Annotated in this window: 23 protein-coding genes, 1 tRNA gene and 1 pseudogene; 8 read left to right on the top strand and 17 right to left on the bottom strand. The window is 68.7% G+C overall.

The genetic code is table 11. The features are described from left to right. Positions 1–170: 170 nt before the first annotated feature. The 9 genes from AC2YHA_RS01120 to AC2YHA_RS01160 all read right to left on the bottom strand — a co-directional run bounded on the left by AC2YHA_RS01120 (position 171) and on the right by AC2YHA_RS01160 (position 5,436). Positions 171–509 carry a hypothetical protein gene (locus tag AC2YHA_RS01120; RefSeq protein WP_233783435.1) on the bottom strand — a complete coding sequence of 113 codons (339 nt, stop codon included), beginning with the start codon at positions 507–509 and terminating at the stop codon, positions 171–173. A 21-nt stretch (positions 510–530) separates the two neighbouring features. Next, positions 531–2,105 carry a L,D-transpeptidase family protein gene (locus AC2YHA_RS01125; protein ID WP_487400042.1) on the bottom strand — a complete coding sequence of 525 codons (1,575 nt, stop codon included), beginning with the start codon at positions 2,103–2,105 and terminating at the stop codon, positions 531–533. 235 nt (positions 2,106–2,340) lie between these two features. Then, on the bottom strand, positions 2,341–3,039 hold the full coding sequence (rplA, locus tag AC2YHA_RS01130; RefSeq protein ID WP_233783431.1) for a 50S ribosomal protein L1: 699 nt from the start codon (positions 3,037–3,039) through the stop codon (positions 2,341–2,343). 4 nt (positions 3,040–3,043) lie between these two features. Continuing rightward, entirely contained in the window at positions 3,044–3,475 is a 432-nt protein-coding gene (rplK, locus tag AC2YHA_RS01135) for a 50S ribosomal protein L11 (RefSeq protein ID WP_233783430.1), read from the bottom strand. Positions 3,476–3,609: 134 nt separating this feature from the next. Continuing rightward, positions 3,610–4,020, bottom strand: coding sequence for a DUF1801 domain-containing protein (locus tag AC2YHA_RS01140; RefSeq protein ID WP_487400043.1), 411 nt, complete (start codon positions 4,018–4,020; stop codon positions 3,610–3,612). Between the two features lie 15 nt (positions 4,021–4,035). Continuing rightward, complete coding sequence (locus AC2YHA_RS01145) at positions 4,036–4,437, bottom strand: DUF1801 domain-containing protein (RefSeq protein ID WP_487400044.1); 402 nt, start codon at positions 4,435–4,437, stop codon at positions 4,036–4,038. Positions 4,438–4,441: 4 nt separating this feature from the next. After that, positions 4,442–4,669, bottom strand: coding sequence for a hypothetical protein (locus AC2YHA_RS01150; RefSeq protein ID WP_233783425.1), 228 nt, complete (start codon positions 4,667–4,669; stop codon positions 4,442–4,444). Between the two features lie 15 nt (positions 4,670–4,684). Next, a complete protein-coding gene (locus AC2YHA_RS01155; RefSeq protein ID WP_487400045.1) occupies positions 4,685–5,116 on the bottom strand; it encodes an SRPBCC family protein in 432 nt (143 codons plus the stop codon). After that, positions 5,113–5,436: an ArsR/SmtB family transcription factor gene (locus AC2YHA_RS01160; RefSeq protein ID WP_233783422.1), complete on the bottom strand. Its 324-nt coding sequence runs from the start codon at positions 5,434–5,436 to the stop codon at positions 5,113–5,115. The genes AC2YHA_RS01155 and AC2YHA_RS01160 overlap by 4 nt, the downstream gene beginning before the upstream one ends. 262 nt (positions 5,437–5,698) lie before the next feature. On the opposite strand from AC2YHA_RS01160, the gene AC2YHA_RS01165 reads away from it, so the two are divergent. Then, positions 5,699–6,607: a hypothetical protein gene (locus AC2YHA_RS01165; protein ID WP_487400046.1), complete on the top strand. Its 909-nt coding sequence runs from the start codon at positions 5,699–5,701 to the stop codon at positions 6,605–6,607. 272 nt (positions 6,608–6,879) lie between these two features. Here AC2YHA_RS01165 and AC2YHA_RS01170 read toward each other — a convergent pair whose 3' ends face one another. After that, positions 6,880–7,503 (bottom strand): TetR/AcrR family transcriptional regulator, encoded by a 624-nt coding sequence (locus tag AC2YHA_RS01170; protein ID WP_487400047.1) that lies wholly within the window; start codon positions 7,501–7,503, stop codon positions 6,880–6,882. A gap of 49 nt (positions 7,504–7,552) precedes the next feature. Between AC2YHA_RS01170 and AC2YHA_RS01175 the strand changes: the two genes are divergently transcribed. Further along, the gene (locus AC2YHA_RS01175; protein ID WP_487400048.1) at positions 7,553–8,398 is read left to right on the top strand and encodes an oxidoreductase; all 846 of its coding nucleotides are present in this window, start codon (positions 7,553–7,555) and stop codon (positions 8,396–8,398) included. Positions 8,399–8,789: 391 nt separating this feature from the next. Continuing rightward, entirely contained in the window at positions 8,790–10,670 is a 1,881-nt protein-coding gene (locus tag AC2YHA_RS01180; protein ID WP_487400049.1) for an acyltransferase family protein, read from the top strand. 89 nt (positions 10,671–10,759) lie between these two features. Here the strand turns inward: AC2YHA_RS01180 and nusG are convergent, their stop codons facing one another. From nusG to AC2YHA_RS01205, 5 genes are all read right to left on the bottom strand, one after another. Further along, the gene (gene nusG / locus AC2YHA_RS01185; protein ID WP_233783413.1) at positions 10,760–11,296 is read right to left on the bottom strand and encodes a transcription termination/antitermination protein NusG; all 537 of its coding nucleotides are present in this window, start codon (positions 11,294–11,296) and stop codon (positions 10,760–10,762) included. A gap of 22 nt (positions 11,297–11,318) precedes the next feature. Next, the gene (gene secE / locus AC2YHA_RS01190; RefSeq protein ID WP_487400050.1) at positions 11,319–11,516 is read right to left on the bottom strand and encodes a preprotein translocase subunit SecE; all 198 of its coding nucleotides are present in this window, start codon (positions 11,514–11,516) and stop codon (positions 11,319–11,321) included. A gap of 164 nt (positions 11,517–11,680) precedes the next feature. Then, positions 11,681–11,756 (bottom strand) — tRNA-Trp (locus tag AC2YHA_RS01195). A gap of 110 nt (positions 11,757–11,866) precedes the next feature. Next, entirely contained in the window at positions 11,867–14,227 is a 2,361-nt protein-coding gene (locus AC2YHA_RS01200; RefSeq protein WP_487400051.1) for a putative bifunctional diguanylate cyclase/phosphodiesterase, read from the bottom strand. 177 nt (positions 14,228–14,404) lie between these two features. Next, on the bottom strand, positions 14,405–16,165 hold the full coding sequence (locus AC2YHA_RS01205) for a fatty acyl-AMP ligase (RefSeq protein WP_487400052.1): 1,761 nt from the start codon (positions 16,163–16,165) through the stop codon (positions 14,405–14,407). A 117-nt stretch (positions 16,166–16,282) separates the two neighbouring features. On the opposite strand from AC2YHA_RS01205, the gene AC2YHA_RS01210 reads away from it, so the two are divergent. The 5 genes and pseudogenes from AC2YHA_RS01210 to AC2YHA_RS01230 all read left to right on the top strand — a co-directional run. Further along, a complete protein-coding gene (locus AC2YHA_RS01210) occupies positions 16,283–16,828 on the top strand; it encodes a RecX family transcriptional regulator (RefSeq protein ID WP_487400053.1) in 546 nt (181 codons plus the stop codon). A 105-nt stretch (positions 16,829–16,933) separates the two neighbouring features. Further along, a complete protein-coding gene (locus AC2YHA_RS01215; RefSeq protein WP_487400054.1) occupies positions 16,934–17,479 on the top strand; it encodes a cold shock domain-containing protein in 546 nt (181 codons plus the stop codon). Positions 17,480–17,481: 2 nt separating this feature from the next. Next, a complete protein-coding gene (locus AC2YHA_RS01220) occupies positions 17,482–17,976 on the top strand; it encodes a DUF192 domain-containing protein (RefSeq protein ID WP_487400055.1) in 495 nt (164 codons plus the stop codon). Between the two features lie 246 nt (positions 17,977–18,222). Further along, positions 18,223–18,615 carry an NADH:ubiquinone oxidoreductase subunit NDUFA12 gene (locus tag AC2YHA_RS01225; protein WP_487400056.1) on the top strand — a complete coding sequence of 131 codons (393 nt, stop codon included), beginning with the start codon at positions 18,223–18,225 and terminating at the stop codon, positions 18,613–18,615. A gap of 266 nt (positions 18,616–18,881) precedes the next feature. Further along, positions 18,882–19,049 (top strand): annotated as a pseudogene (locus AC2YHA_RS01230) (DUF2155 domain-containing protein); the annotation flags it as partial. 35 nt (positions 19,050–19,084) lie between these two features. Here the strand turns inward: AC2YHA_RS01230 and aat are convergent. After that, complete coding sequence (gene aat, locus AC2YHA_RS01235; protein ID WP_487400057.1) at positions 19,085–19,852, bottom strand: leucyl/phenylalanyl-tRNA--protein transferase; 768 nt, start codon at positions 19,850–19,852, stop codon at positions 19,085–19,087. Positions 19,853–19,937: 85 nt separating this feature from the next. Continuing rightward, positions 19,938–20,315, bottom strand: coding sequence for a hypothetical protein (locus tag AC2YHA_RS01240; RefSeq protein WP_233783399.1), 378 nt, complete (start codon positions 20,313–20,315; stop codon positions 19,938–19,940). Positions 20,316–20,338 lie beyond the last annotated feature (23 nt).

Consider the following 20,338-nt stretch of genomic DNA (forward strand, 5'->3'; position numbering starts at 1 on the left):
GAGATACGCCGCCAGCCGCGGCTTCAGCCGCGTCAGCGGCCTTGATCTTCAATGGGTGCCGCAGGGGATTGCTGTCTCGCTGACGCGAGACGGGAACCACGGGCGAGACATCTCCGCGCTCTCTGCGCCTCTGCGTGAACAAATTCATCCCCACACCGGCCGAGACGACCTTACTTCTCCTCCGTCACCCCGGTCGGCGCGCTCTCGTTCGAGCCGCCGCCGCTGCGGTCGACGCGGGCGGTCATGCCGGTGGCGTCGGCGTCGTCGTACATCTGCTCGTCGGCGGAGCGGTCATCCGTGACGGCTGGGGCCGGCGTGGCGGTGGCGTTCGCGGTCGGCTCGGCCACCGGAGCCTCGTTCACGACCGGCGGCGCCTCGTTGACGACCTCCTCGGTCGTGGTGTCGACCGCGTCGTTGGTCGGCGCCGGCGTGGGCTCGGAGCCCGAGCAGGCCGCGAGCGTCAGCGCGAGCGCGGAAGCGGCGGCGAGGGCGAGACGGCGGGTGTTCAAGTCGGATTCTCCTGTCGATGGTCAGTTGGCGACCGCGGCCTGCGCGACCGAGCGTTTCTCGATCTTGTCGGCGAGCAGCTTGTCCCAGCCATAGGGATCGCCGCGGAAGTTCATCGTGCCGTTGGCGCTGGCGAAGGCGGTCCAGTAGAGCAGGTACACCGCCACCTGGCGGCTCAATTGCACGCGCTGCGTCTTGCCGGTGTCGACCGCGGCCTGGATCGTCTCCGGCGTCCACGCCGGATCGCTCCGCAGCAGCAGCTGCGCGAGGTCCGCCGGCCGCTCCAGCCGCACGCAGCCGTGGCTGGCGAGCCGGTCGTAGCTCGCGAACTTCGCCTGCACCGGCGTATCGTGCAGATACACGGCATAAGGGTTGTTGAAGTCGAACTTGTAGCGCCCGAGCGCGCTCTGCGGCCCCGCCTGCTGCTGGAGGCGGCGGTTCGGTCCCTCGCCGATCACCTTGAAGCCATTGGCGCGAAGATAGCCCGCGCCCTTGGGAAACAGCTCGCGCTGGGCGATGCCGGCGGGGACGTTCCACGGCGGATTGAGCACGATCGAGTGGATCGTCGACTGCAGCATCGGCGTCTCGTCGCCGGGCCGGCCGGTCACGCCCTTCATCGACATGATCGGGTTGTCGCCCTCGAACACGGTCAGCACCGCGGCGGCGATGTTGACCTGGATGCGGTCCTTGGGCAGCTCCGGCGGCAGCCAGCGCCAGCGCTCCATGTTCGCCATGATCTGGCGCACGCGGTCCTGGGCCGGCACGTTCAGCGCGGCGAGCGTCTGCGTCGAAACGACGCCGGTGGGCTTGAGCCCGTAGCGCCGCTGCGCCCGCACCACCGCGTCCTTGAGCGCCTCGTCGAACTTGCTCCCGGTCCCCGTCACCTCCGGATCCTCGATCGCCAGTCGCTCGCGCAGCGCCGCCACGCGCGCGCCGGTGGCGCCCAGCGCCAGGTCGGGCCCGGCCGGCAGCGCCTTCCACCCGCCCGCCGCGGCGATCGCGCGGTAGCGCTCCAGCCCCTTCTGCAGCCCGTCATAGCCGGCGTAAGGCGGCGGCAGCTGCGCGATCCAGCGGCCGAGACTGTTGCCCTTCACCGCCTCGGCAAAGGCGGGCAGGGGATCGTAGGCGCCGGGACGCAGGCCCCAGTCCTCCTCGAAGTCCGCCGTATCGAGCCGGCCGTTGTGCACCGCCCGCGCATAGTCGAGCGCCGCGCGCACCAGCGCGTCGTTCTCGGTCGGGATCGGCCGCTCGTCGCGGGCATAGCGCAGCCCCTGCGCCATCCGCCCCTCGCGCAGCATCTGCGTGAGCTGCGCCGCCTGCTCGGCGCTCAGCTTGGGCAGCGGGATGATCGGGGGCGCCGGCACGAACGGCGCGGGCACCGGCGTATTCTGCGCCGGCGTGCCCGTGGTCGCGGCGGGTGGAGCCTCCACCGGGCCCTTCTGTTGCGACAGCACCTGCGGCGGCAACAACTGCTGCGGCGGCTTCGGCGCCTGCTGCGCGGACGCCGGCGCGGCGATTGCGGCGGCAAGCGCGGACCACGCCACCACTAGGCGGGCGCGTCCGAAAAAGGTCGGCTTTACTTCATTCCTGATCGGCATGGCCCGCCTTTACCCCATCCTGGCCCGCGGCTTCAAAGAAAAAGGGCCGGAAAATCCTTTCCGGCCCTTTCTTTGCATGGGTTCAGGTCCGTGTCCTTTCAATCCTCCCCCGCCAGGGGGAGGTGGCACGCGGAGCGTGACGGAGGGGGCGGAAGCACGCCGATCGTGAGTCGCCGTCCTCCCCCTCCGTCAGCCTATGGCTGACACCTCCCCCTGGCGGGGGAGGATTGGAGGTTCAGGCCCCCGCGACCTCGGCCGTGTCGACCTTGATGCCCGGGCCCATCGACGAGCTGACGGCGACCTTCTTCAGGTACTTGCCCTTCGCGCCCGACGGCTTGGCCTTGATCACCGCGTCGACCAGCGCGTCGAAGTTCGCGCGCAGGTCCTCTGCCGGGAACGACGCCTTGCCGATGCCCGAGTGGATGATGCCCGCCTTCTCGACGCGATACTCGACCTGACCGCCCTTGGCCGCCTTGACGGCCTCGGCGACGTTCATGGTCACGGTGCCGAGCTTCGGGTTCGGCATCAGGCCCTTCGGACCCAGCACCTTGCCGAGCCGGCCGACCACGCCCATCATGTCCGGGGTCGCGATGCAGCGGTCGAAGTCGATGGTGCCGCCCTGGACGATCTCCATCAGATCCTCGGCGCCGACCACGTCCGCACCCGCCTCGCGGGCCTCATCCGCCTTCGCGCCCTTGGCGAACACGCCGACGCGCACGGTCTTGCCGGTGCCCTTGGGCAGCGTGACGACGCCGCGCACCATCTGGTCGGCGTGACGCGGATCGACGCCCAGGTTGAGCGCGACCTCGATGGTCTCGTCGAACTTGGCGGTCGCGTGGGTCTTGGCGAGGCTGATCGCCTCGTCGACGCCGTAGAGCTTCTCGCGGTCGACCGCGGTGGCCAGCGCCTTCGCCTTCTTGCTGAGCTTGGTCATCGGATCAGCCCTCCACCACTTCGAGGCCCATCGCGCGGGCCGAGCCTTCGATGATGCGGGTCGCCGCCTCGATGTCGTTGGCGTTCAAATCCTTCATCTTGATCTCGGCGATCTCGCTGAGCTTCGAGCGCGCGATCTTGCCCGCGGAGACCTTGCCCGGCTCCTTCGAGCCCGACTTGAGGTTCGCCGCCTTCTTGATGAGGAAGGTCGCCGGCGGCGTCTTCGTCTCGAACGAGAAGCTGCGGTCCGCATAGACGGTGATCACGGTCGGGATCGGCGCGCCCTTCTCGAGGTCGCCGGTCGCGGCGTTGAACGCCTTGCAGAACTCCATGATGTTGACGCCGCGCTGACCCAGCGCCGGGCCGATCGGCGGCGACGGGTTGGCGGCGCCGGCGGGCACCTGCAGCTTGATATAGCCGGTAATCTTCTTTGCCATGTCACTCTATTCCAAGTTTAGCGGTCCAGACGAGCGCGCGAACGCGCTCTCCCGCAGGGATTCCATCGATGGGACGGAAGCGCGGCCCCTTATAGCAACGGGCCCGATTGCGCAACCGGGTGAATGCCGCCCGGTCAGCCGCGCCCGCGGGACAGGTTCAGCGCCACCGCGCCCCGGACCAGCGTCGCCAGCGCCGCCTCGTCGATCGGATATCCCTCCCGGAAATCGATCGCACGCCGGGTGCCGCCGTCCAGGCTGGCGTTGAACAGCCCCGACGGGTCCTCCAACGACGCTCCCTGGGCAAAGGTCAGCTTCACCTTGTCCTTGTAGGTCTCGCCGGTGCAGATGATCCCGGCATGCTCCCACGTCGGCACCCCCATCGGGTTCGACGGTTTGCGCCACTTCACCGCCTCGACCACATCCGGATCGGCCGTCCTGATGACGGCGCGCAGCCTGGCCAGCATCGCGCCCCGCCAGTCGCCCAGCGCCGCGATCCGCGCGTCGATCAGCTCCGAGGGCGAACCATCCCCAAGTCCATCCGTCATGACGCTCGTCCTCTCCTACAACCGCTCGCCCGGCAATTTGCTCGCCTGCTTCACCCAGTCGGCGAACTGCGCCTCGTCGAACGCACCCTCGTGGATGTCGAGATAGCGCACCGCCTCGTACTTGGATTTGCCCGGCGGCACGGGGTGCAGCGAGGCGCCCTGGAAGAAGGTCACCTTGACGTACCGGGTGAAGCAATGGAACGAGAGGAACCAGCCCTCCTCATCGGCGCCGTAGAAGGGCGAGTTCCACTTCACCGCTTTGCGCACGCCGGGGACGGCGCGTTCGATCACCGCGTCGATGCGCTGCCCGATCTCGCGCTTCCAGTCCGGCATGGCCGCGATATAGGCCTGCACCGGCGCGTCGCCGTAGCCCTTGGCGATCTGCGGATTGCCGCCCGACAGCAGCTTCGGCTCCACGGCGCTACGCCCGGCTGCCCGCGCGCCGCGCATCGCGCCACCGGACGGCATGGGGCAGCACGAACATGTACAGCCCGCTGAACAGCAGCAGGAACAGCGGCGGCAGCGGCGAATAGACCACCCAGGCCGGCGGCTCCCCCAGCGCCATGGCGACGAAATTGGCGATCACGGTCACGGTGAAGACGATCGACAGCCAGCGATGGCCTTGCCGGATCCACGCATTCCAGTTCATCGGAGCCTCCCTCTCTCAGTCGGCGCGCGCCACGACCTGCTCCAGCCGGGCGAGGAACTGCTGCCATCCCGCCCTGGCGCCACCATAGGCCTGTTTCTGGTCCGGCCGGAAGCCTTGCTGCTCCATGCGCAGCCGCGTGCCGGTGCCCGTCGGCGTCAGCGTGAAGGTCACCACGCTCTCCAGGTCGAACGCCGGATCGTCGTGCCGGAAGTTCCAGCTGTAGGCCAGCTCCCGGTCCGGCTCGACGACGAGCACCTCGCAATCCAGCACGCCGCCCCACTCGCCGGTCAGGTTGAACCGGTGGCCGACGACGGGAACGAAGTCGTTCTTCATCAGCCATTCCTCGATCAGGTGGGGCAGGGTGAGCGCGCGCCAGACCCGCTCCGGCGGATGCGGGATGTCGCGCTCGACGACGACGCTGCGCGTCTCGGCCATGGTCTCGGTCATTGATCCATCCTTTTCAGCAAATCCTCGAGGTCGTCGAACCGCTGTTCCCAGAAGCCGGTCATCCGGCTCGTCCAGTCGACCAGCGGCGCCAGCGCGCCGCGCTGCGCGCTGTAGTGCGTCTGCCGCCCGTCCTGCCGGTCGCGCACCAGCCCGGCCTGCTTGAGCACGCCGAGATGCTTCGACACCGCCGGCTGCGATACGCCGGCATGCGCGGTCAGCGCCCCGACCGTCTGCTCCCCCTCCCGGCACAGCCGCTCGAAGATCGCCCGCCGCGTTGGATCGGCGAGCGTCTTGAAGAGGATGTCGTGGACGTGCGGCATCGAAACCCATAACTCGTTGGCTATGGGTTGTCGCATAACTCACGAGTTATGAGTCTGTCAACGCAGGGCGCCTGCTCCAAATCCTCTCCCGCCAGGGGGAGGTGTCGGCCGCAGGCTGACGGAGGGGGAGGACGGCGACCCCCTAGCGACGTGCTTCCTCCCCCTCCGTCATCGCTACGCGACGCCACCTCCCCCTGGCGGGGGAGGATCTGGAGTAGATCCCCCCTAGAAATGTAGGATTTTTCCTGCGACCCCCTCGGGAATGACCAGACCGCTCAACCGCAACCAGGTGATGCAGAACCGCGCATTCCTGCGCGTCCTGCGCCGCACCGGCAATGCCCGCGCCGCCGCCGAGCAGCTCGGCCTCAACCGCTCGATGCTGACGAAGCGCCGCGCCAGGCACCCCGCCTTCGCCGCGCAATGGGACGCCGCGCTCGCCGTCGCCCATGCGCGGCTGCACGGTCGTGTCGCCGATGCGGGGGAAGGGGAGCCGCGGCCGGTCCGCACCCCCTCGGGCCGGGTCCAGCTCCGCCGCGCACAGAAGGGCGCGCTCACCCGCACCGCGCGCCAGACCTTCCTCGCCGCGCTCAGCGTCACCGCCAATGTCCGCCTCGCCGCGGCCGCGGCGGGCTTTTCCCACGCCGCCTTCTACGACCTGCGCCGCCGCGATCCCGGCTTCGCGCGCGAGATGCGGCTGGCGCTCCAGGAGGGCTATGAGCAGGTCGAGGCCGCGCTGCTCGCCGGCTTCGCGGTCGAGGCGCATGAGCACGACGACTGGCGCCACAACGACCGCCCCGCCATGCCGCGCATGACGCCCGAGCAGGCGCTGCAACTCCTCTATCTCCACCAGAAGGAGGCGCGGCTGGCCGAGGTGCCGCCCGAGGCCCGGCGCCGGCGCGGCGAATCCGGAGATGCCTATTCGATGCGCCTAGCCCTGATGCACGAGGCGCGGATGGCGCGCGACCGCGAAGCCTTCCTCATCGCCGAAGCCGCCCGCCGCGCGCGCGGCGTGCCGAGCGCCTGGCCCGGCGAGGTGCCCGTCCTCCCCGACCTCGAGCAGGTGACGGGCTGGAGCAAGGCCGATCCGGCCCAGCCGCCCCACGCCCCCCGCCGCGCCCTGTTCGGCGGCTGGCGGATCACCGATTGGGATGGGGACGACGGTACCGGTTGACCGGGGACATTCCCGGACAAGGCAATTCGCCATCGACTCATAAATCGAACGGCCGGAATTGGCGGATGGCCGATCGACAGCTTAGAGTCCGTTTGGAAAAGCGGCACCGCCCTCCACCCGCATTCCAACGATGCTGCGCATCGCCGGAACCTTGGCGGGTTCCGCCCGCTCCCCCACCCGGCCACCCACAAGCGTATCCTGATGGGTGGCCGGGTGGGGGAGCGGGCTGGTGCCGCCGAAATGCGCCTTCAGGCGCATTTCCAAACGGACTCTTAGGAGCCGGGATCGGGAAATGGCCGTTCGGTGAATCCGAGCAGCAAGGTTCTCGCGATCTCTCGCGCATTCGAGGCGAGCGCCTCGTCCGACAGTTCGCCAGCGGTCCAGAAGGACAGCACCCCGCGAAAGGCGAAAGCGAGCTGACCGGGCAAGCAGCGCAGCGCTCGCTCCCGCCCGGTCGTGGTCAAGCCTTCGCCAGCGCCCAGCGCCAACGACCATAAGCCTGTGGAGTGGGCGAGGACCTTCCCACGGGACGGGCCGGCTGCGCCAAGCCATCCCAGCACTGCCCGATTGACCTCCGGTTCCTCGAGCATCACCTCGACTGCGGTGTCTATGGCTAGCAGGATGCGGTCGGCCGCATCCGGGAGCGTAGCGACCTCGGCAAACCGCTTGGTCATCGTGTCGATTCGTCGGCTCGAAAGGGCATGCATGATCGCGGCCTTGTTCCCGAACTGGTTGAAGGGCGTCGCGAAGCTGACTCCAGCTTCGGCGGCAAGGTCCCGCATCGAGAAATCGGCCTTGCCGTCGCGAAGCAGCCGTTCCGCCGCGTCGATGACGCGCTGGCGAAGGGGCTCGCCTCTCGTTCCGGTGGAAGAAGGGTGGGTCTTGCTGTGCGCCATGTCTTTTCTATATCATGATATAGATCGTTGTCGTCACCAGGAGTTAGCCATGGCCGCTGCCAATCCCAAAACTTTCCTCATTACCGGCGTCAGCTCTGGTCTGGGGCGAGCATTCGCCGCCGGCGCGCTGGACGCCGGCCACCGTGTGATCGGCACCGTACGCCGGGATAGCGACGGCGAGGCGTTTGCCGCGCTCGCGCCGACTCGTGCCCATCCGCTTGTGCTGGACATGACCGATTATGATGCGATCCCGGCGGCTGTGGCTGCAGCAGAGCGACAGGCTGGCGCGATCGACGTGCTGGTGAACAATGCCGGCTATGGCCATGAGGGCGTGCTGGAGGAATCCTCCATGGACGATCTCCTGCGCCAGTTCGCTGCCAACGTGTTCGGTCCTGTCGCGATGATGAAGACGGTGCTGCCAGGCATGCGCGAGCGACGTCGCGGTCATATTGTCAACGTCACCTCAATGGGCGGCTTCATCACGATGCCTGGAATCAGCTTCTACTGTGGGAGCAAGTTCGCTCTTGAAGGCATTTCAGAGGCGCTCGGCAAGGAAGTGACGAGCTTCGGAATTCGGGTGACGGCACTCGCTCCCGGGCAGTTCCGCACCGATTGGGCGGGACGATCCATGGATCGCACACCGCGCAGCATCCCCGACTATGACGCGGTGATGGACCCGATCCGCGCCGCACGACAGGCGAAGAGCGGCAATCAGCCGGGCGATCCCACCAGGGCTGCGCAGGCGCTCCTCGCATTGATTGACTCCTCGAATCCGCCAGCGCGGCTGTTCCTGGGTGATGACGCGCTTGGATTGGTCGGACAAAAGCTCGACCAGATGAGAGCCGAAATCGCCGCTTGGGAGGCGCTCTCGCGCTCCACCAGCTTCACCTCATGAGCGCTTAGAGCCTGTTTGGAAAAGCGGCACCGCCCTCCACCCGCATTCCAACGATGCTGCGCATCGCCGGAACCTTGGCGGTTCCGCCCGCTCCCCCCACCCGGCCACCCACAAGCGTATCCTGATGGGTGGCCGGGTGGGGGAGCGGGCCGGTGCCGCCGAAATGCGCCGTCTGGTGCATTTTCAAACAGACTCTTATAGATCTACGAGAGCCTACAGGGGGGCTCCAGGCGTCCCGGGGGCGTTTGCGGTCGTTCCCGTTTTTGGTTTCACAACCTAAGCCCGGACACCGACTGCCCTATCACTCCGATCGCCTTGATGATCCGCGCCGCGGCATGACGAGTCAGGATCGGTAACGTCGCATTACCCTTTCCCTCCTAGACGGCTCCCGATGGGACGGGCGTCCGGATATCAGCCACACATCGACGGCCTGCGCGCGGTCGCGATCCTGCCGGTGCTGCTGTTCCACGCGCACGTCCCGGGCTTCTCCGGCGGGTTCGTCGGTGTCGACATCTTCCTCGTGATCTCGGGCTATCTCATCACCGGCATCATCGCGCGGGAGATCGACGGCGGCCGTTTCTCGATCCTGCGCTTCTACGAGCGCCGCGCGCGCCGCATCCTGCCGGCGTTGACGGTGGTGCTGGCGACGGTGCTGATCGCGGCTGCCGTCCTCTACCTGCCGGGAGATTTCCCGACGGTGCCGCGCTCGGCGCTCGCCGCGGCGCTGTTCGTCTCCAACATCTATTTCTTCTCGAAGGTCGGCTATTTCCAGATGGGCGCCGACGTCGAGCCGCTGCTGCACAGCTGGTCGCTCGGCATCGAGGAGCAGTTCTACATCGGCTTCCCGCTGCTGTTGCTGCTGATCCATCGCCTCGCACCCGGCCGGCGACGCGCGATCGTCGGAGCGATCGCCGCCGGCTCGCTCGCCTGGGCGATCGCGCTGCAGGGCGACCGTTCGGGCTTCGCCTTCTACCTGCTGCCGCCACGCGCGTGGGAGTTGTTCGCGGGCGCGCTGCTCGCGCTCGGCGCGGTGCCGCCGGTGCGGGCGCCCCGGGTGCGCGAGGCGCTCGCGCTGGCCGGCCTCGCCGCCATCGCCGGCGCGGTCGTCGCCTACGACAGCACGACCCCCTTCCCGGGCGCCGCCGCGCTGCCGCCGGTGCTCGGCGCCGCCGCCCTGATCCATTGCGCGCCGGGCACGGCGGTCGGCCGGCTGCTCGGCCGTGGGCCGCTGATCGGCATCGGCCTCGTCTCCTATTCGCTCTATCTCTGGCACTGGCCGGTGATCGTCTTCGCCCAATATGCGCTCGACCGGCCGCTGTCGGGCGGGTTGAGCGCGGCGGCGATCCTCGTCTCGCTGGCGGCCGCGGTCCTGTCGTGGCGCTTCGTCGAGCGGCCGTTCCGCGATCCGCAGGCGATCGGCCGGCGCGCGATCTTCGCGGCAAGCGCCAGCGCGATGGGAGGGCTGTGCGCGGCATCGCTGGCGATGGCGATGCTGGGCGGCTGGCCGGGGCGTTTCGCGCCGGAGATCGGGCGCATGGCCGCCGCCCGCGACGACGTCAGCCCGGAGCGGGCCCGCTGCCACGACACCGCCACCACAGGGCGGAGGCCCTGCACGCTCGGCGCGCCGGGGGTGGCGCCGACCGCGCTGCTGTGGGGCGACAGCCACGGCGTCGAGCTGTCCTATGCGCTCGGCCGCATCGCCGCGCGGGAGGGGAGGGCGCTGGTCGAGCGCACCCAGTCGAGCTGCCCGCCGGCGCTCGGCTATGCGTCAGGCGCCGCGCCCGGCTGCGCGCGCGTCAACGGCGACGTGCTCGACGCGATCCGCGCCGACCGACGGCTCCATACCATCTATCTCGCCGGCTTCTGGATGGACCCCGCCTATGACCGGGCATGGCCGGGCCTCGATGCCACGATCGCCGAGCTCCTCGCCGACGGGCGGCAGGTGGTGCTGGTCGGGCCGGTGCCGCCCAACCGCTTCGACGTGCCGCGCCGGCTGGCCCGGCTCGCGCTGGGCGGCAGGCTCGCCGAGGCCGAGGGGCGCCGCCGCGCCGACCTCGCCGAGGTGGAGATGCGGATGCGCGAGCTCGCCGGGCGCTGGCGCGGGCGCGACCTCGTCTATCTCGATCCGGCCGACGTGCTGTGCGACGCCAGCCGCTGCGCGCTGCTGGCCGGGGGCAAGCCGCTCTATTTCGACTACCACCACCTGAGCCTCACCGGCGCCGAGCGGGTGCTGGGGGATTTCGCGCGGCGTGGGGCGCTGCCGCTGGGGTGATCGGTTGCCCCAGATACAGAGCCCCAGATACAGAAAGGCCGGGGATGCTTTCGCTCCCCGGCCTTGCCTGATCCCGATCGGGTCGGAGATTACTTGCTGCGCTCGACCTGGTCGAAGTCCAGCTCCACCGGTGTCGCGCGGCCGAAGATCGACACGCTGACCTTGACCTTGGACTTGTCGAAGTCGAGCTCCTCGACGATGCCGTTGAAGGTCGCGAACGGGCCGTCGAGCACCTTGATCGAATCGCCGATCTCGAAATCGACCTTGACCTTGGCCTTGGGCGCCGCGGCGGCCTCCTCCTTGGTGTTGAGGATGCGCGCGGCCTCGGCCTCGCTGATCGGCTGCGGCTTGCCCGATGAGCCCAGGAAGCCCGTCACCTTCGGCGTGTTCTTGACGAGGTGATAGACGTCGTCGTTCATGTTGAGCTTGGCGAGGACATAGCCGGGGAAGAACTTGCGCTCCGACTGCACCTTCTTGCCGCGGCGCACCTCGGTCACCGTCTCGGTCGGCACCTCGACTGCGTCGACCAGCGCGTCGAGGCCCAGGCGGGTCGCCTCGGCCATGATCGAATCGCGGACCTTGTTCTCGAAGCCCGAATAGGCGTGAATGATGTACCAGCGCGACATGTGCGTGTCCGTCTTTCGTGAATTACTTGGCGAGGTTCAGCAGGCCGCGGACGATCGCGTCGAACACGGAATCGATGCCGAAGAAGAACAGGCCCAAGAGCACCGTCATGATCATCACCATCACGCCGGTCATCACCGTCTCGCGGCGCGTCGGCCAGACCACCTTGCGGGTCTCGGCCTGCACCTGGCGGATGAATTCGATCGGGGACGTCTTCGCCACTTGGGATCAGCCTTCTGCTCGCGTCTTGCCCGTCAGCGAGCATAGGACCGCCGCCCGGCCCTCATCAAGGCACCGGCGCAGCCCATCCACGCTGTCGGATTGGGGTCGCTATCTAGCGACGACCGCTCTGCAGCGCAAGCGCCGCTATCCGCGATGACGGGGATTGGCAGGAGTGGAGGGACTCGAACCCCCGGCCCTCGGTTTTGGAGACCGATGCTCTACCAACTGAGCTACACTCCTACGGCCCGCGCCCTCTAACGATCCGGCGATCGGGGGGCAAGGGGCGAGGGACGAATCGGCCGCCGCGGGGCCACCTAAGCAAGCGAAATCCTACATTGAAAGTCTTTTCTTCAGGCGGCGCGGGCCTGGCCCGCCGCGCGGCTCGCGAGCGCGCGTGCCTCCTCCACCGGGAGAGGGCGGCCGAAGTAATAGCCCTGCACCTTGGTGCAGCCGAGCTCCTGCACCATGCGGTGCTCGTCCTCGCTCTCGACCCCCTCCGCGGTGGTCGCCATACCGAGCGACTGGGCGAGCGCCACCACCGCGCGGATGATCGCGATCGCTTCCCTGACGCCCTTCGACGCGGCCTGGACGAAGCTGCGGTCGATCTTGATCGACGAGAAGCGCGTGCGGCTGAGATAGCCGAGCGAGGAATAGCCGGTGCCGAAATCGTCGAGGCTGAGACGGATGCCGAGGTCGAGCAGCTTCTCGAGCACCTGCGTCGCCGCGGTGCCCTCGCGCATGAAGACGCTCTCGGTGACCTCGAGCTCGAGCCGGTCGGCGGGGAGGCCGGAGCTCGCCAGCGCGTTGGCGACGACCGCGACGAGCGCAGGATTGTGGAGCTGCTCGGCAGAGATGTTGACCGCGACTCGCACCGGCGCTTCCCACCGCGCGGCCTCATGGCAGGCGGTGCGCAGCACCCATTCGCCGATCGGCGCGATCAGCCGCGCGTCCTCGGCGAGCGGCACGAACTTGGCGGGGGAGATCGGCCCGAGCTCGGGATGGGTCCAGCGCAGCAGCGCCTCGAACCCGGTAAGGCGGCCCGCTCCGGCGTCGACGACCGGCTGATAGGCGAGGTGGAGCTCGTTCTTCTCCAGGGCGCTGCGCAGCGCCATCTCGAGCACGCGCCGCTCCTCCGCCTGCATGTGCAGCTGCGGCTCATAGGCGTGGAAGGCGCCGCCGCCGGCATCCTTCGATCGATAGAGCGCAAGGTCGGCCGAGCGGATCAGCATCTCCGCGGTGCGCCCGTCGCGCGGACCCACGGCGAGGCCGACGGAGGCGCCGATGTAGAGCGTGTGCTGGTCGACCTCATAGGGCTCGCTCAGCGCCGCGATGATCGTGCGGGCGAGCCTCTCCAGGCGCGCCATGTCGGTGCCGTCGCGCACCACCACCGCGAACTCGTCGCCGCCGAGCCGGCCGATCATCTCGTCGTCGGTCATCAGCGCCTTCAGCCGTTCGGAGACGCGGCCGAGCAGCCGGTCGCCGATCGGATGGCCGAGCGTGTCGTTGACCGCCTTGAACCGATCGAGGTCGATCATCATGAAGGCGCAGCGCGAACCCCATTTCTCCGCCTCGGTCATCGCGTGTCCGAGTGCCTCATGGATGAGCAGGCGATTGGGGAGGCCGGTGAGCGTGTCGAACCGCGCCATGCGGTTGATCTTGTCGGCGGTCCGGCGCTGGTCGGTCACGTCCGAGCCGACGCCGCGGAAGCCGATGAAGCCGCCGGCCTCGTCATGGCGCGGCGAGGCCGACATCTCCCACCAGCGTTCCTCGCCGTCGACATAGACGGGCAGGATCAATCCGCGGAACGGCTCGCGCGCCTTGAGCTTGTCGGCCATCTCGCGCAGCGCGGCGGCGAAATTGCCGTTCTCCCAGGTCGGGCCGGCCAGCACCTCCAGGAAGGACATGCCGTTGACCGTCCGGGGATCGCGGCCGATCGAATGGGCGAAGCGCGGGCTCGCGCGCACGACGCGCCGCTGGGCGTCTATCTCCCACAGCCAGTCGGCCTGGTTATCCTCCTCGAACTCGCGGAGCAGGAGGCTGACGGTCTGGTCGCGTTCGCCGAGCGACAGCTCGTTGGCGCGGATCACCACCAGCGCACGCCCGCGCGCGAAGCACGCCGCCATCAGCACGGCGGTGAACACCGCGACCGCGCCTGCGAAGCCGTACATGTGCATCGCCGCGAAGGAGGTCGCTGCGGCGCTGCCGATCACGAACAGGAAGGTCAATGTCGCCAGCGGCAGCGCCGCCATGGCGAAGGAGGCGGACGCCATCAGCACCGACAGCACGATCCACAGCCCCAGCAAGGTCATCGGATCGGCGTCGAACGCGAACAGCAGCGGAGGCACGGACCAGACCGCGGCCAGTACGATGCCGTCGATCACCGTGCCACGGACGTCGCGGACGGTGGCGGTGCTGGTAGTGCGGTGGCGCGCTGCCAGTCGGCGAAAGGCGACCGCGGAGGCTGCCGCCGCGACGATCGATCCCCAGCTCGCCAGCTCCCACGACGGCACGAGGGGGGCAAAGGCCAGCACGACCAGGGCAGCGCCGATCACGTTGGCGCCGAGCATGAACAGCGCCATCTGGGCGCCGGCGTTCATCTGCGCGGCGCGAATCGGTCCCCAATCGGTCGTATCCGCCGGGTCATAGAGCCCCAGCAGAGCGCGCGCGTCGATGCGCGGCTGCGCGAATTGCGATGTCGTCCCCTCGTCCACCCGCCGTGCCTAGCGGCAAGACGGTTGACGGATCGTTAGGCGCCCGGCGGTTCGATCGTTTTAGGCCAGATTCAAGCCCCTCCCCTTCAGGGGAGGGGCTTAGAGCAGACTCACGCGGGCACGCTGAATATCGATCGTCCGCCAAGCGATCTCCGTCGAAGAAGTCGGGCGACCGCCTCAGGCCGCGATGTCGTAGGGCTTGATCTCGCCGGTCAGGTAGAGGTTGCGTGCCTTGGCCCGGCTGAGCTTGCCCGAGCTGGTGCGCGGCAGCGTGCGCGGCGGGACCAGCTCGACCACGCAGTTCATGCCGGTGACCGCGCGCACTCGATCGCGGATCGCGTCGCGCAGGCGCGAACGCTCGGCATCGTCGGAGGTGCGGCACTGGACCAGCACCGCCGGCGTCTCCTCGCCGCCCGGCGTGGTGATCGCGAAGGCGGCGATGTCGCCGGCCTTGAATCCGGGGAGCTGCTCGACCGCCCATTCGATGTCCTGGGGCCAATGGTTGCGCCCGTTGATGATGATCATGTCCTTGGCGCGGCCGACGACATAGACGTAGCCGTCGGACATGTAGCCCATGTCGCCGGTGTCCAGCCAGCCGTCGACCAGGCAGGCGTCGGTCGCCTCGGGATCGCGGAAATAGCCGGTCATCACCGATGGGCCCTTGCACCACACCTTGCCGATCGCCTTCTCGGGCAGTGGGGTGCCGTCCTCCTCGCGGATCTCGACGGTCATGTCGCGCACCGGCTTGCCGCAGTTGACGATCGCGCGAAAACGCTGCGGCCGGTCCTCGCCCGCGGCGATGCCGGACAGCTGCGTCTCCTCGACCAGCTCGACGACGATGCCTTCGCCCGGGGGCATGATCGATACGGCGAGCGTCGCCTCGGCGAGGCCGTAGCTCGGCAGGAACGCCTTGGCCTGGAAGCCCGCGTCGCCGAACGCGTCGACGAAGCTCTGCATCACGTCGGGCCGGATCATGTCGGCGCCGTTGCCCGCGACGCGCCAGCGCGACAGGTCGAAGCGGTCGCTCGCCTTGGTCTGGCTCGACATGCGCCGCGCGCAGATGTCGTAGCCGAAGGTCGGCGAATAGCTGAGCGAGGTGCCGGAATTACGGCTGATGAGATCGAGCCACGCCAGTGGCCGGCGCGCGAAATCCTCGGTCTTGAGATAGTCGGTCGAGACCTGATTGGCGACCACCGACAGGAAGCAGCCGACCAGCCCCATGTCATGATACCACGGCAGCCAGGAGACGCAGCGGTCGCTCTCGATCAGCTGCATGCCGTGGCTGTGCGCGGCGAGATTGTTGAGCAGCGAGCGGTGCGTGATCGCGACGCCATGCGGGAAACGCGTCGAGCCGCTCGAATATTGGAGATAGGCGATATCGTCCGCGCCCGCCTCGGGCAGCTGGGCCTCCGGCGCCTCGCGCGCCGTGAAGCTTTCCCAGTCGATCCCCTCGACGCCCGCGATCCGCGCGGCTTCGTCCGCCATCTGCGCGAGCTCGACCGGATAGAGCAGCATCCTGGGATCGCAGCTGGCGAGCTGGACGCGGAGCTGCTCGATGTAGGAGCTCGCCCCGCCGAAGCTGGTCGGCAGCGGCAGCGGCACCGGCCAGGCGCCGGCATAGATCACGCCGAAGAACAGGCTGGCGAACTCGGCACCGGTCTCGGCGATCAGCGCGATGCGGTCGCCCGGCGCCACGCCGACCGCGATCAGCCGCCGCGCCTGCGCGAGCGCGTCCGTCCGCAGCTCGGCGAAAGGATAGGCCCGCACCAGCGTGCCGCGCGCGTCATGGAAATTGAGCCCGCGCTTGCCGCGCGCGGCATAGTCGAGCGCCTCGCCGAGTGTCTCGAAATCTGAGAAGCGGCGTGGAAGCGCATCCTCGGTCGGAGTCGCAGCCAGCGCCGCAGGCTGCTCCAAAGGCACCGTGGTCACCGAATTCATTCGTCGTCGCATCCCTCGTCCGCGCTGTGTCCCCCTTGGGGGCAGCGCTAAAATACCGCCACCCCTGCCGTGCGCAGACGTTCAAATTCGGTTGTCACTGTGGCACAAACAAGGCGCATGTCCTCCGCCCGCCCACGCCCCGCTCTCGATCCGTCCGGGCTCGAACGGCTGGCGCTTCGCTATGTCGAACGATTCGCGACCACCGAGACCAAGCTCCGCCGCTATCTCGACCGTAAGATTCGCGAACGCGGATGGGACGGGGAGGAGCCGCCCGATCCCGCCGTGATCGCCCGCCGGATGACCACGCTCGGCTATGTCGACGATGCCGCCTTCGCCGAGGCGCGGGCGGCGTCGATGGCGCGGCGAGGGCTGGGCGCGCGGCGAATCGCCGGCGAGCTCCGCCATGCCGGCATCGGCGAGGACGAGACGGCGGCACTCCAGCCGGTGATCGCGGCACGCGCACGGCAGAGCGCGCTCGCCTTTGCGCGGCGGCGGCGAATCGGGCCCTATGCCGCCGAGCTGCCGGACCGCGCGGCGCGCGAGCGCGCGCTCGGGCAGCTCCTGCGCGCCGGACATCCGCTGGAGCTGGCGCGTTGGATCGTCGCGATGAAACCTGGAGAAGTGCCATTTTCGGACGTTGGAGAAACGGTTCAGAATGGCTAGTTCAAAGACTTTGCGCCGCTCGCCGGGCCTGTGTTACAGATCGCCTCCGGGGGAATTTCGATGCGTACCGATGTGGGGCAGGTCGCGACGAGTCATGATATGGATATGTTCGATGGATCCGTCGAACAGGGTAGCGGTTTGACGCCTCCTGAAGTCCATAGTGGCGTCGTCAAATGGTTCGATGTCACGCGCGGGTTCGGCTTCATCGTGGCCGATGATCCCGCCGTGGGCGACATATTACTTCATTTCTCCGTACTTGGCGCGCACGGCCGCCGCAGTCTGCCCGAAGGCGCGCGCGTGGTGTGCGAGACGGTGCGGCGCGAGCGCGGGGCACAGGCGTCGGCGATCCTGTCGATCGACCTCTCCAACGCGGTCGAGGGGCCGCGCAGCCGTGGCGGCGGCGATCGTGCCGACCGGCTGAAGCTGATCGCCGATGCCGGTCCGTTCGAGCCGGTCGCGGTCAAATGGTTCAATCGCCTCAAGGGCTATGGATTCCTGGTGCGTCCGGACGCGCCCGGCGATATCTTCGTCCATATGGAGACACTGCGCCGCGCCGGCATCGAGGAGGTCGAGCCCGACCAGCCCTTGCGCGCCCGTGTGTTCGAGGGCGAGAAGGGGCCGCTCGCGGTCGAGGTCGAGAAGGACGAGTAGTCATGCGTTCGGGATTTGCGAGGACCGCCCTGGCGGCGGCGGGGCTGGCGCTCGCCGCGGTGGCATCGGGCGGCTGCAGCGGTGACGGTGCCGCCAATGCGACCGCAGCGGTCAAGAAGGTTCCGGTCACGGTCACCTCCGCGAACGGCAAGCACATCTTCACCGCCGAGATCGCGCGCACGCCGGCCGAGCAGGAGCGGGGCCTCATGTTCCGCACCGATCTCGGCAAGGACGATGCGATGATCTTCACGCCCTATCCAGCCGACGGCGGCCCGCCGCGGGAGGCGAGCTTCTGGATGAAGAACACGCCGACCCCGCTCGACATCATCTTCATCCGCGCCGACGGCACCATCGCGACGATCGCCGAGAATGCGGTGCCGTTCTCGACCGATCCGATTCCATCGGGCGAGCCGGTGGCGGCGGTGCTGGAGATCGTCGGCGGCCGCGCGGCCGAACTGGGCATCGCGACCGGCGACAAGGTCACCTGGCCCAAGTAGAAGACTGACATCCGTGCTCCTGCGAAGACATTCAAATCCTCCCCCGCCAGGGGGAGGTAGCGCGCGAAGCGTGACGGAGGGGGAGGAAGCAAACCGATAGTGGGTCGCCGACCTCCCCCTCCGTCAGTCTGCGGCTGACACCTCCCCCTGGCGGGGGAGGATTGGAGGGCTTCTCGGATCTGAAGACGTTCGACCAGACCGACTCAAAAACTTGGCACCGGCGCGAGGCTCGGCTATCCGCGGCGCATGGGTATCAACCTCAATCCGTTCACCTGGTGGACCGGCGCCACCTGGGGCACCATGGCGGGCCTGCGCGGCAAGACGAAGGTCGGCGAGGATTCGCTCGGCAACCTCTATTACGAGGGCGGGCGCGACACCGCGGGCCGGCCGCGCCGCTGGGTGATCTACAGCGGCTCCAACGACGCCAGCCGCATTCCGCCCGAATGGTTCGGCTGGCTCCACCACCAGATCGACGACGTGCCCGAGCGCGCGTTGCCGCCGGTCCGGCCGTGGCAGAAGCCGCCCGTTCCCAATCTGACCGGCACCACCTCCGCCTATCGCCCGTCGGGTGCGCTCGAGGCGGGCGGGGTCCGCGCCGCGGCAACCGGCGATTATGAGGCATGGACGCCCGGCGAATGAGCTGGACGCGCTGGCTCGGCGGCGCCGCGCTCCTGGCCGTGCTGGGTGTGGGCGCCTGGCAGGGCGCCGAATGGTTCGGCATCGGCCGCGCCGCCGCGCCGCCTGCCGCCAATCGTGCCGCGTCGACACCAACGCCCGCACCCGCTCCGGCACCGGTCGCCGTCGAGCAGGTCACGGCGCTGCAGAAGGGCGAGACGCCGATGGCCGACCGCGTCGCGGTGGTCGGCTTCCTCAACAAGCGTAACGGCAACAGTCGCGACCTGACGATGAAGCCGGGCCAGGCGATCCGCATCGGCAACGCGATCATCCGCCTGCGCGCCTGCGAGACGACCGCGCCCTGGGAGCAGGACCAGCTCACCGGCGCCTTCCTCCAGCTCGACGTCCAGGGCACCGACAATGCCTGGCGGCGCGTGTTTTCGGGCTGGGTCTACAAGGAACGGCCGTCGCTGAACGTCGTCCAGCACCCGGTCTACGACGTATGGCCCAAGAGCTGCACGATGTCCTTCCCAGCCACCGGCCCGGATACGGTGACCTTCTCGGCCGCACCTTCGGGCGCCGGCGGAGAGCGCGGAACGCGGAGCCGGTCGAGCGCGCCCCAATCGCCGTCGACCGAAGGTGCGCCCGTCGCCAGCCCGCCGGCCGTGGTGCCGAGCGCGGCGCCCAGCAACGCATTGTAGTTCGCCCGCGGTACTTCGATCGCGCCCAGCGACGCTAGGTGCTCGGTCTGGAACTGGCAGTCGAGCAGCGCGAACCCGCCGACCCGGAGCCGCGCCACCAGCCAGGCGAGCGCCACCTTCGAGGCGTCGCGCGCCCGGCTCACCATGCTCTCGCCGAAGAAGGCGCGGCCGAGCGCAAGGCCGTAGAGCCCGCCCGCGAGTTGATCGCCGTCCCACACCTCGATCGAATGGGCGAAGCCGCGCGCGTGGAGCGTGACGAACACCTCCTCGATGCTGGGGTTGATCCAGGTATCCTCGCGGTCGCCGGACGGCTCGGCGCACAGCGCGATGATCCGCTCGAACGCCGCATCAGCGGTGACGCGGAAGCGATCGTGCGCGATCGTCTTCCTCAGCGAGCGCGAGAGGTGGAAACGATCGAGCGGCAGGATCGCGCGATGCTTGGGCTCGACCCAGTAGACGCCCTCTGCATCGCGTGAGTCCGCCATCGGGAACACGCTCATCGCATAGGCGCGGAGCACCAGGTCGGGGTCGAGACGCGTCGGGGCGGCGGGCCGGCTCACGCCGTCAACCTATCCTGCCGCGTCCCCAAGCAAAAGGGCCGGCGGATCGCTCCGCCGGCCCTCATATCGGTTGTTGTCCTTCGGGTCAGGCCTTGCAGCTCTGCGCGCCCTTGCCCGGTGCGGTCAGGTCGATCTGCTTCTTGTCGCCGGTCATCGTGTAGCCGTTGCCCTGATAGGGATTGCCCTCGGCATCGGCCTTGAGCTGGATCGGCGATCCGCCCTTGTCGGTGCGCAGGTTCGCCTGCTTGTGGCCCTGGAAGAAGTCCACATAGACCAGGCTGTTGTCCTTGCAGCGGAAGGTCACCGACGCTTCCATCGAGGGCGGCAGCTCGACCGGCGGCGCGTTCTTGATCTGCTCGGCGAGCGGATCCTTCGCGCGCGTGTCGACGACCTCGGGCTGGTTGTTGCAGGCGGCGAGCGGCAGGAGCGCCACCGCGGCGAGAGCGGGGAGGAGGCTTTTCATGACGGGAAGGTGCCTTCGCGCAC

The organism is Sphingomonas sp. SRI_018 (assembly GCF_057586275.1).

What these genes read in the sequence shown, in the direction of transcription:
- AC2YHA_RS01240 (WP_233783399.1), bottom strand. Translation starts at nt 20,315, where the DNA reads ATGAAAAGCCTCCTCCCCGCTCTCGCCGCGGTGGCGCTCCTGCCGCTC.
- AC2YHA_RS01180 (WP_487400049.1), top strand. Translation starts at nt 8,790, where the DNA reads ATGGGACGGGCGTCCGGATATCAGCCACACATCGACGGCCTGCGCGCG.
- nusG (WP_233783413.1), bottom strand. Translation starts at nt 11,296, where the DNA reads ATGTCGCGCTGGTACATCATTCACGCCTATTCGGGCTTCGAGAACAAG.
- AC2YHA_RS01225 (WP_487400056.1), top strand. Translation starts at nt 18,223, where the DNA reads ATGGGTATCAACCTCAATCCGTTCACCTGGTGGACCGGCGCCACCTGG.
- AC2YHA_RS01160 (WP_233783422.1), bottom strand. Translation starts at nt 5,436, where the DNA reads ATGCCGCACGTCCACGACATCCTCTTCAAGACGCTCGCCGATCCAACG.
- AC2YHA_RS01125 (WP_487400042.1), bottom strand. Translation starts at nt 2,105, where the DNA reads ATGCCGATCAGGAATGAAGTAAAGCCGACCTTTTTCGGACGCGCCCGC.
- AC2YHA_RS01170 (WP_487400047.1), bottom strand. Translation starts at nt 7,503, where the DNA reads ATGGCGCACAGCAAGACCCACCCTTCTTCCACCGGAACGAGAGGCGAG.
- AC2YHA_RS01140 (WP_487400043.1), bottom strand. Translation starts at nt 4,020, where the DNA reads ATGACGGATGGACTTGGGGATGGTTCGCCCTCGGAGCTGATCGACGCG.
- AC2YHA_RS01175 (WP_487400048.1), top strand. Translation starts at nt 7,553, where the DNA reads ATGGCCGCTGCCAATCCCAAAACTTTCCTCATTACCGGCGTCAGCTCT.
- rplK (WP_233783430.1), bottom strand. Translation starts at nt 3,475, where the DNA reads ATGGCAAAGAAGATTACCGGCTATATCAAGCTGCAGGTGCCCGCCGGC.
- AC2YHA_RS01210 (WP_487400053.1), top strand. Translation starts at nt 16,283, where the DNA reads ATGTCCTCCGCCCGCCCACGCCCCGCTCTCGATCCGTCCGGGCTCGAA.
- AC2YHA_RS01165 (WP_487400046.1), top strand. Translation starts at nt 5,699, where the DNA reads ATGACCAGACCGCTCAACCGCAACCAGGTGATGCAGAACCGCGCATTC.
- AC2YHA_RS01155 (WP_487400045.1), bottom strand. Translation starts at nt 5,116, where the DNA reads ATGACCGAGACCATGGCCGAGACGCGCAGCGTCGTCGTCGAGCGCGAC.
- AC2YHA_RS01220 (WP_487400055.1), top strand. Translation starts at nt 17,482, where the DNA reads ATGCGTTCGGGATTTGCGAGGACCGCCCTGGCGGCGGCGGGGCTGGCG.
- AC2YHA_RS01215 (WP_487400054.1), top strand. Translation starts at nt 16,934, where the DNA reads ATGTTCGATGGATCCGTCGAACAGGGTAGCGGTTTGACGCCTCCTGAA.
- rplA (WP_233783431.1), bottom strand. Translation starts at nt 3,039, where the DNA reads ATGACCAAGCTCAGCAAGAAGGCGAAGGCGCTGGCCACCGCGGTCGAC.
- AC2YHA_RS01205 (WP_487400052.1), bottom strand. Translation starts at nt 16,165, where the DNA reads ATGAATTCGGTGACCACGGTGCCTTTGGAGCAGCCTGCGGCGCTGGCT.
- AC2YHA_RS01150 (WP_233783425.1), bottom strand. Translation starts at nt 4,669, where the DNA reads ATGAACTGGAATGCGTGGATCCGGCAAGGCCATCGCTGGCTGTCGATC.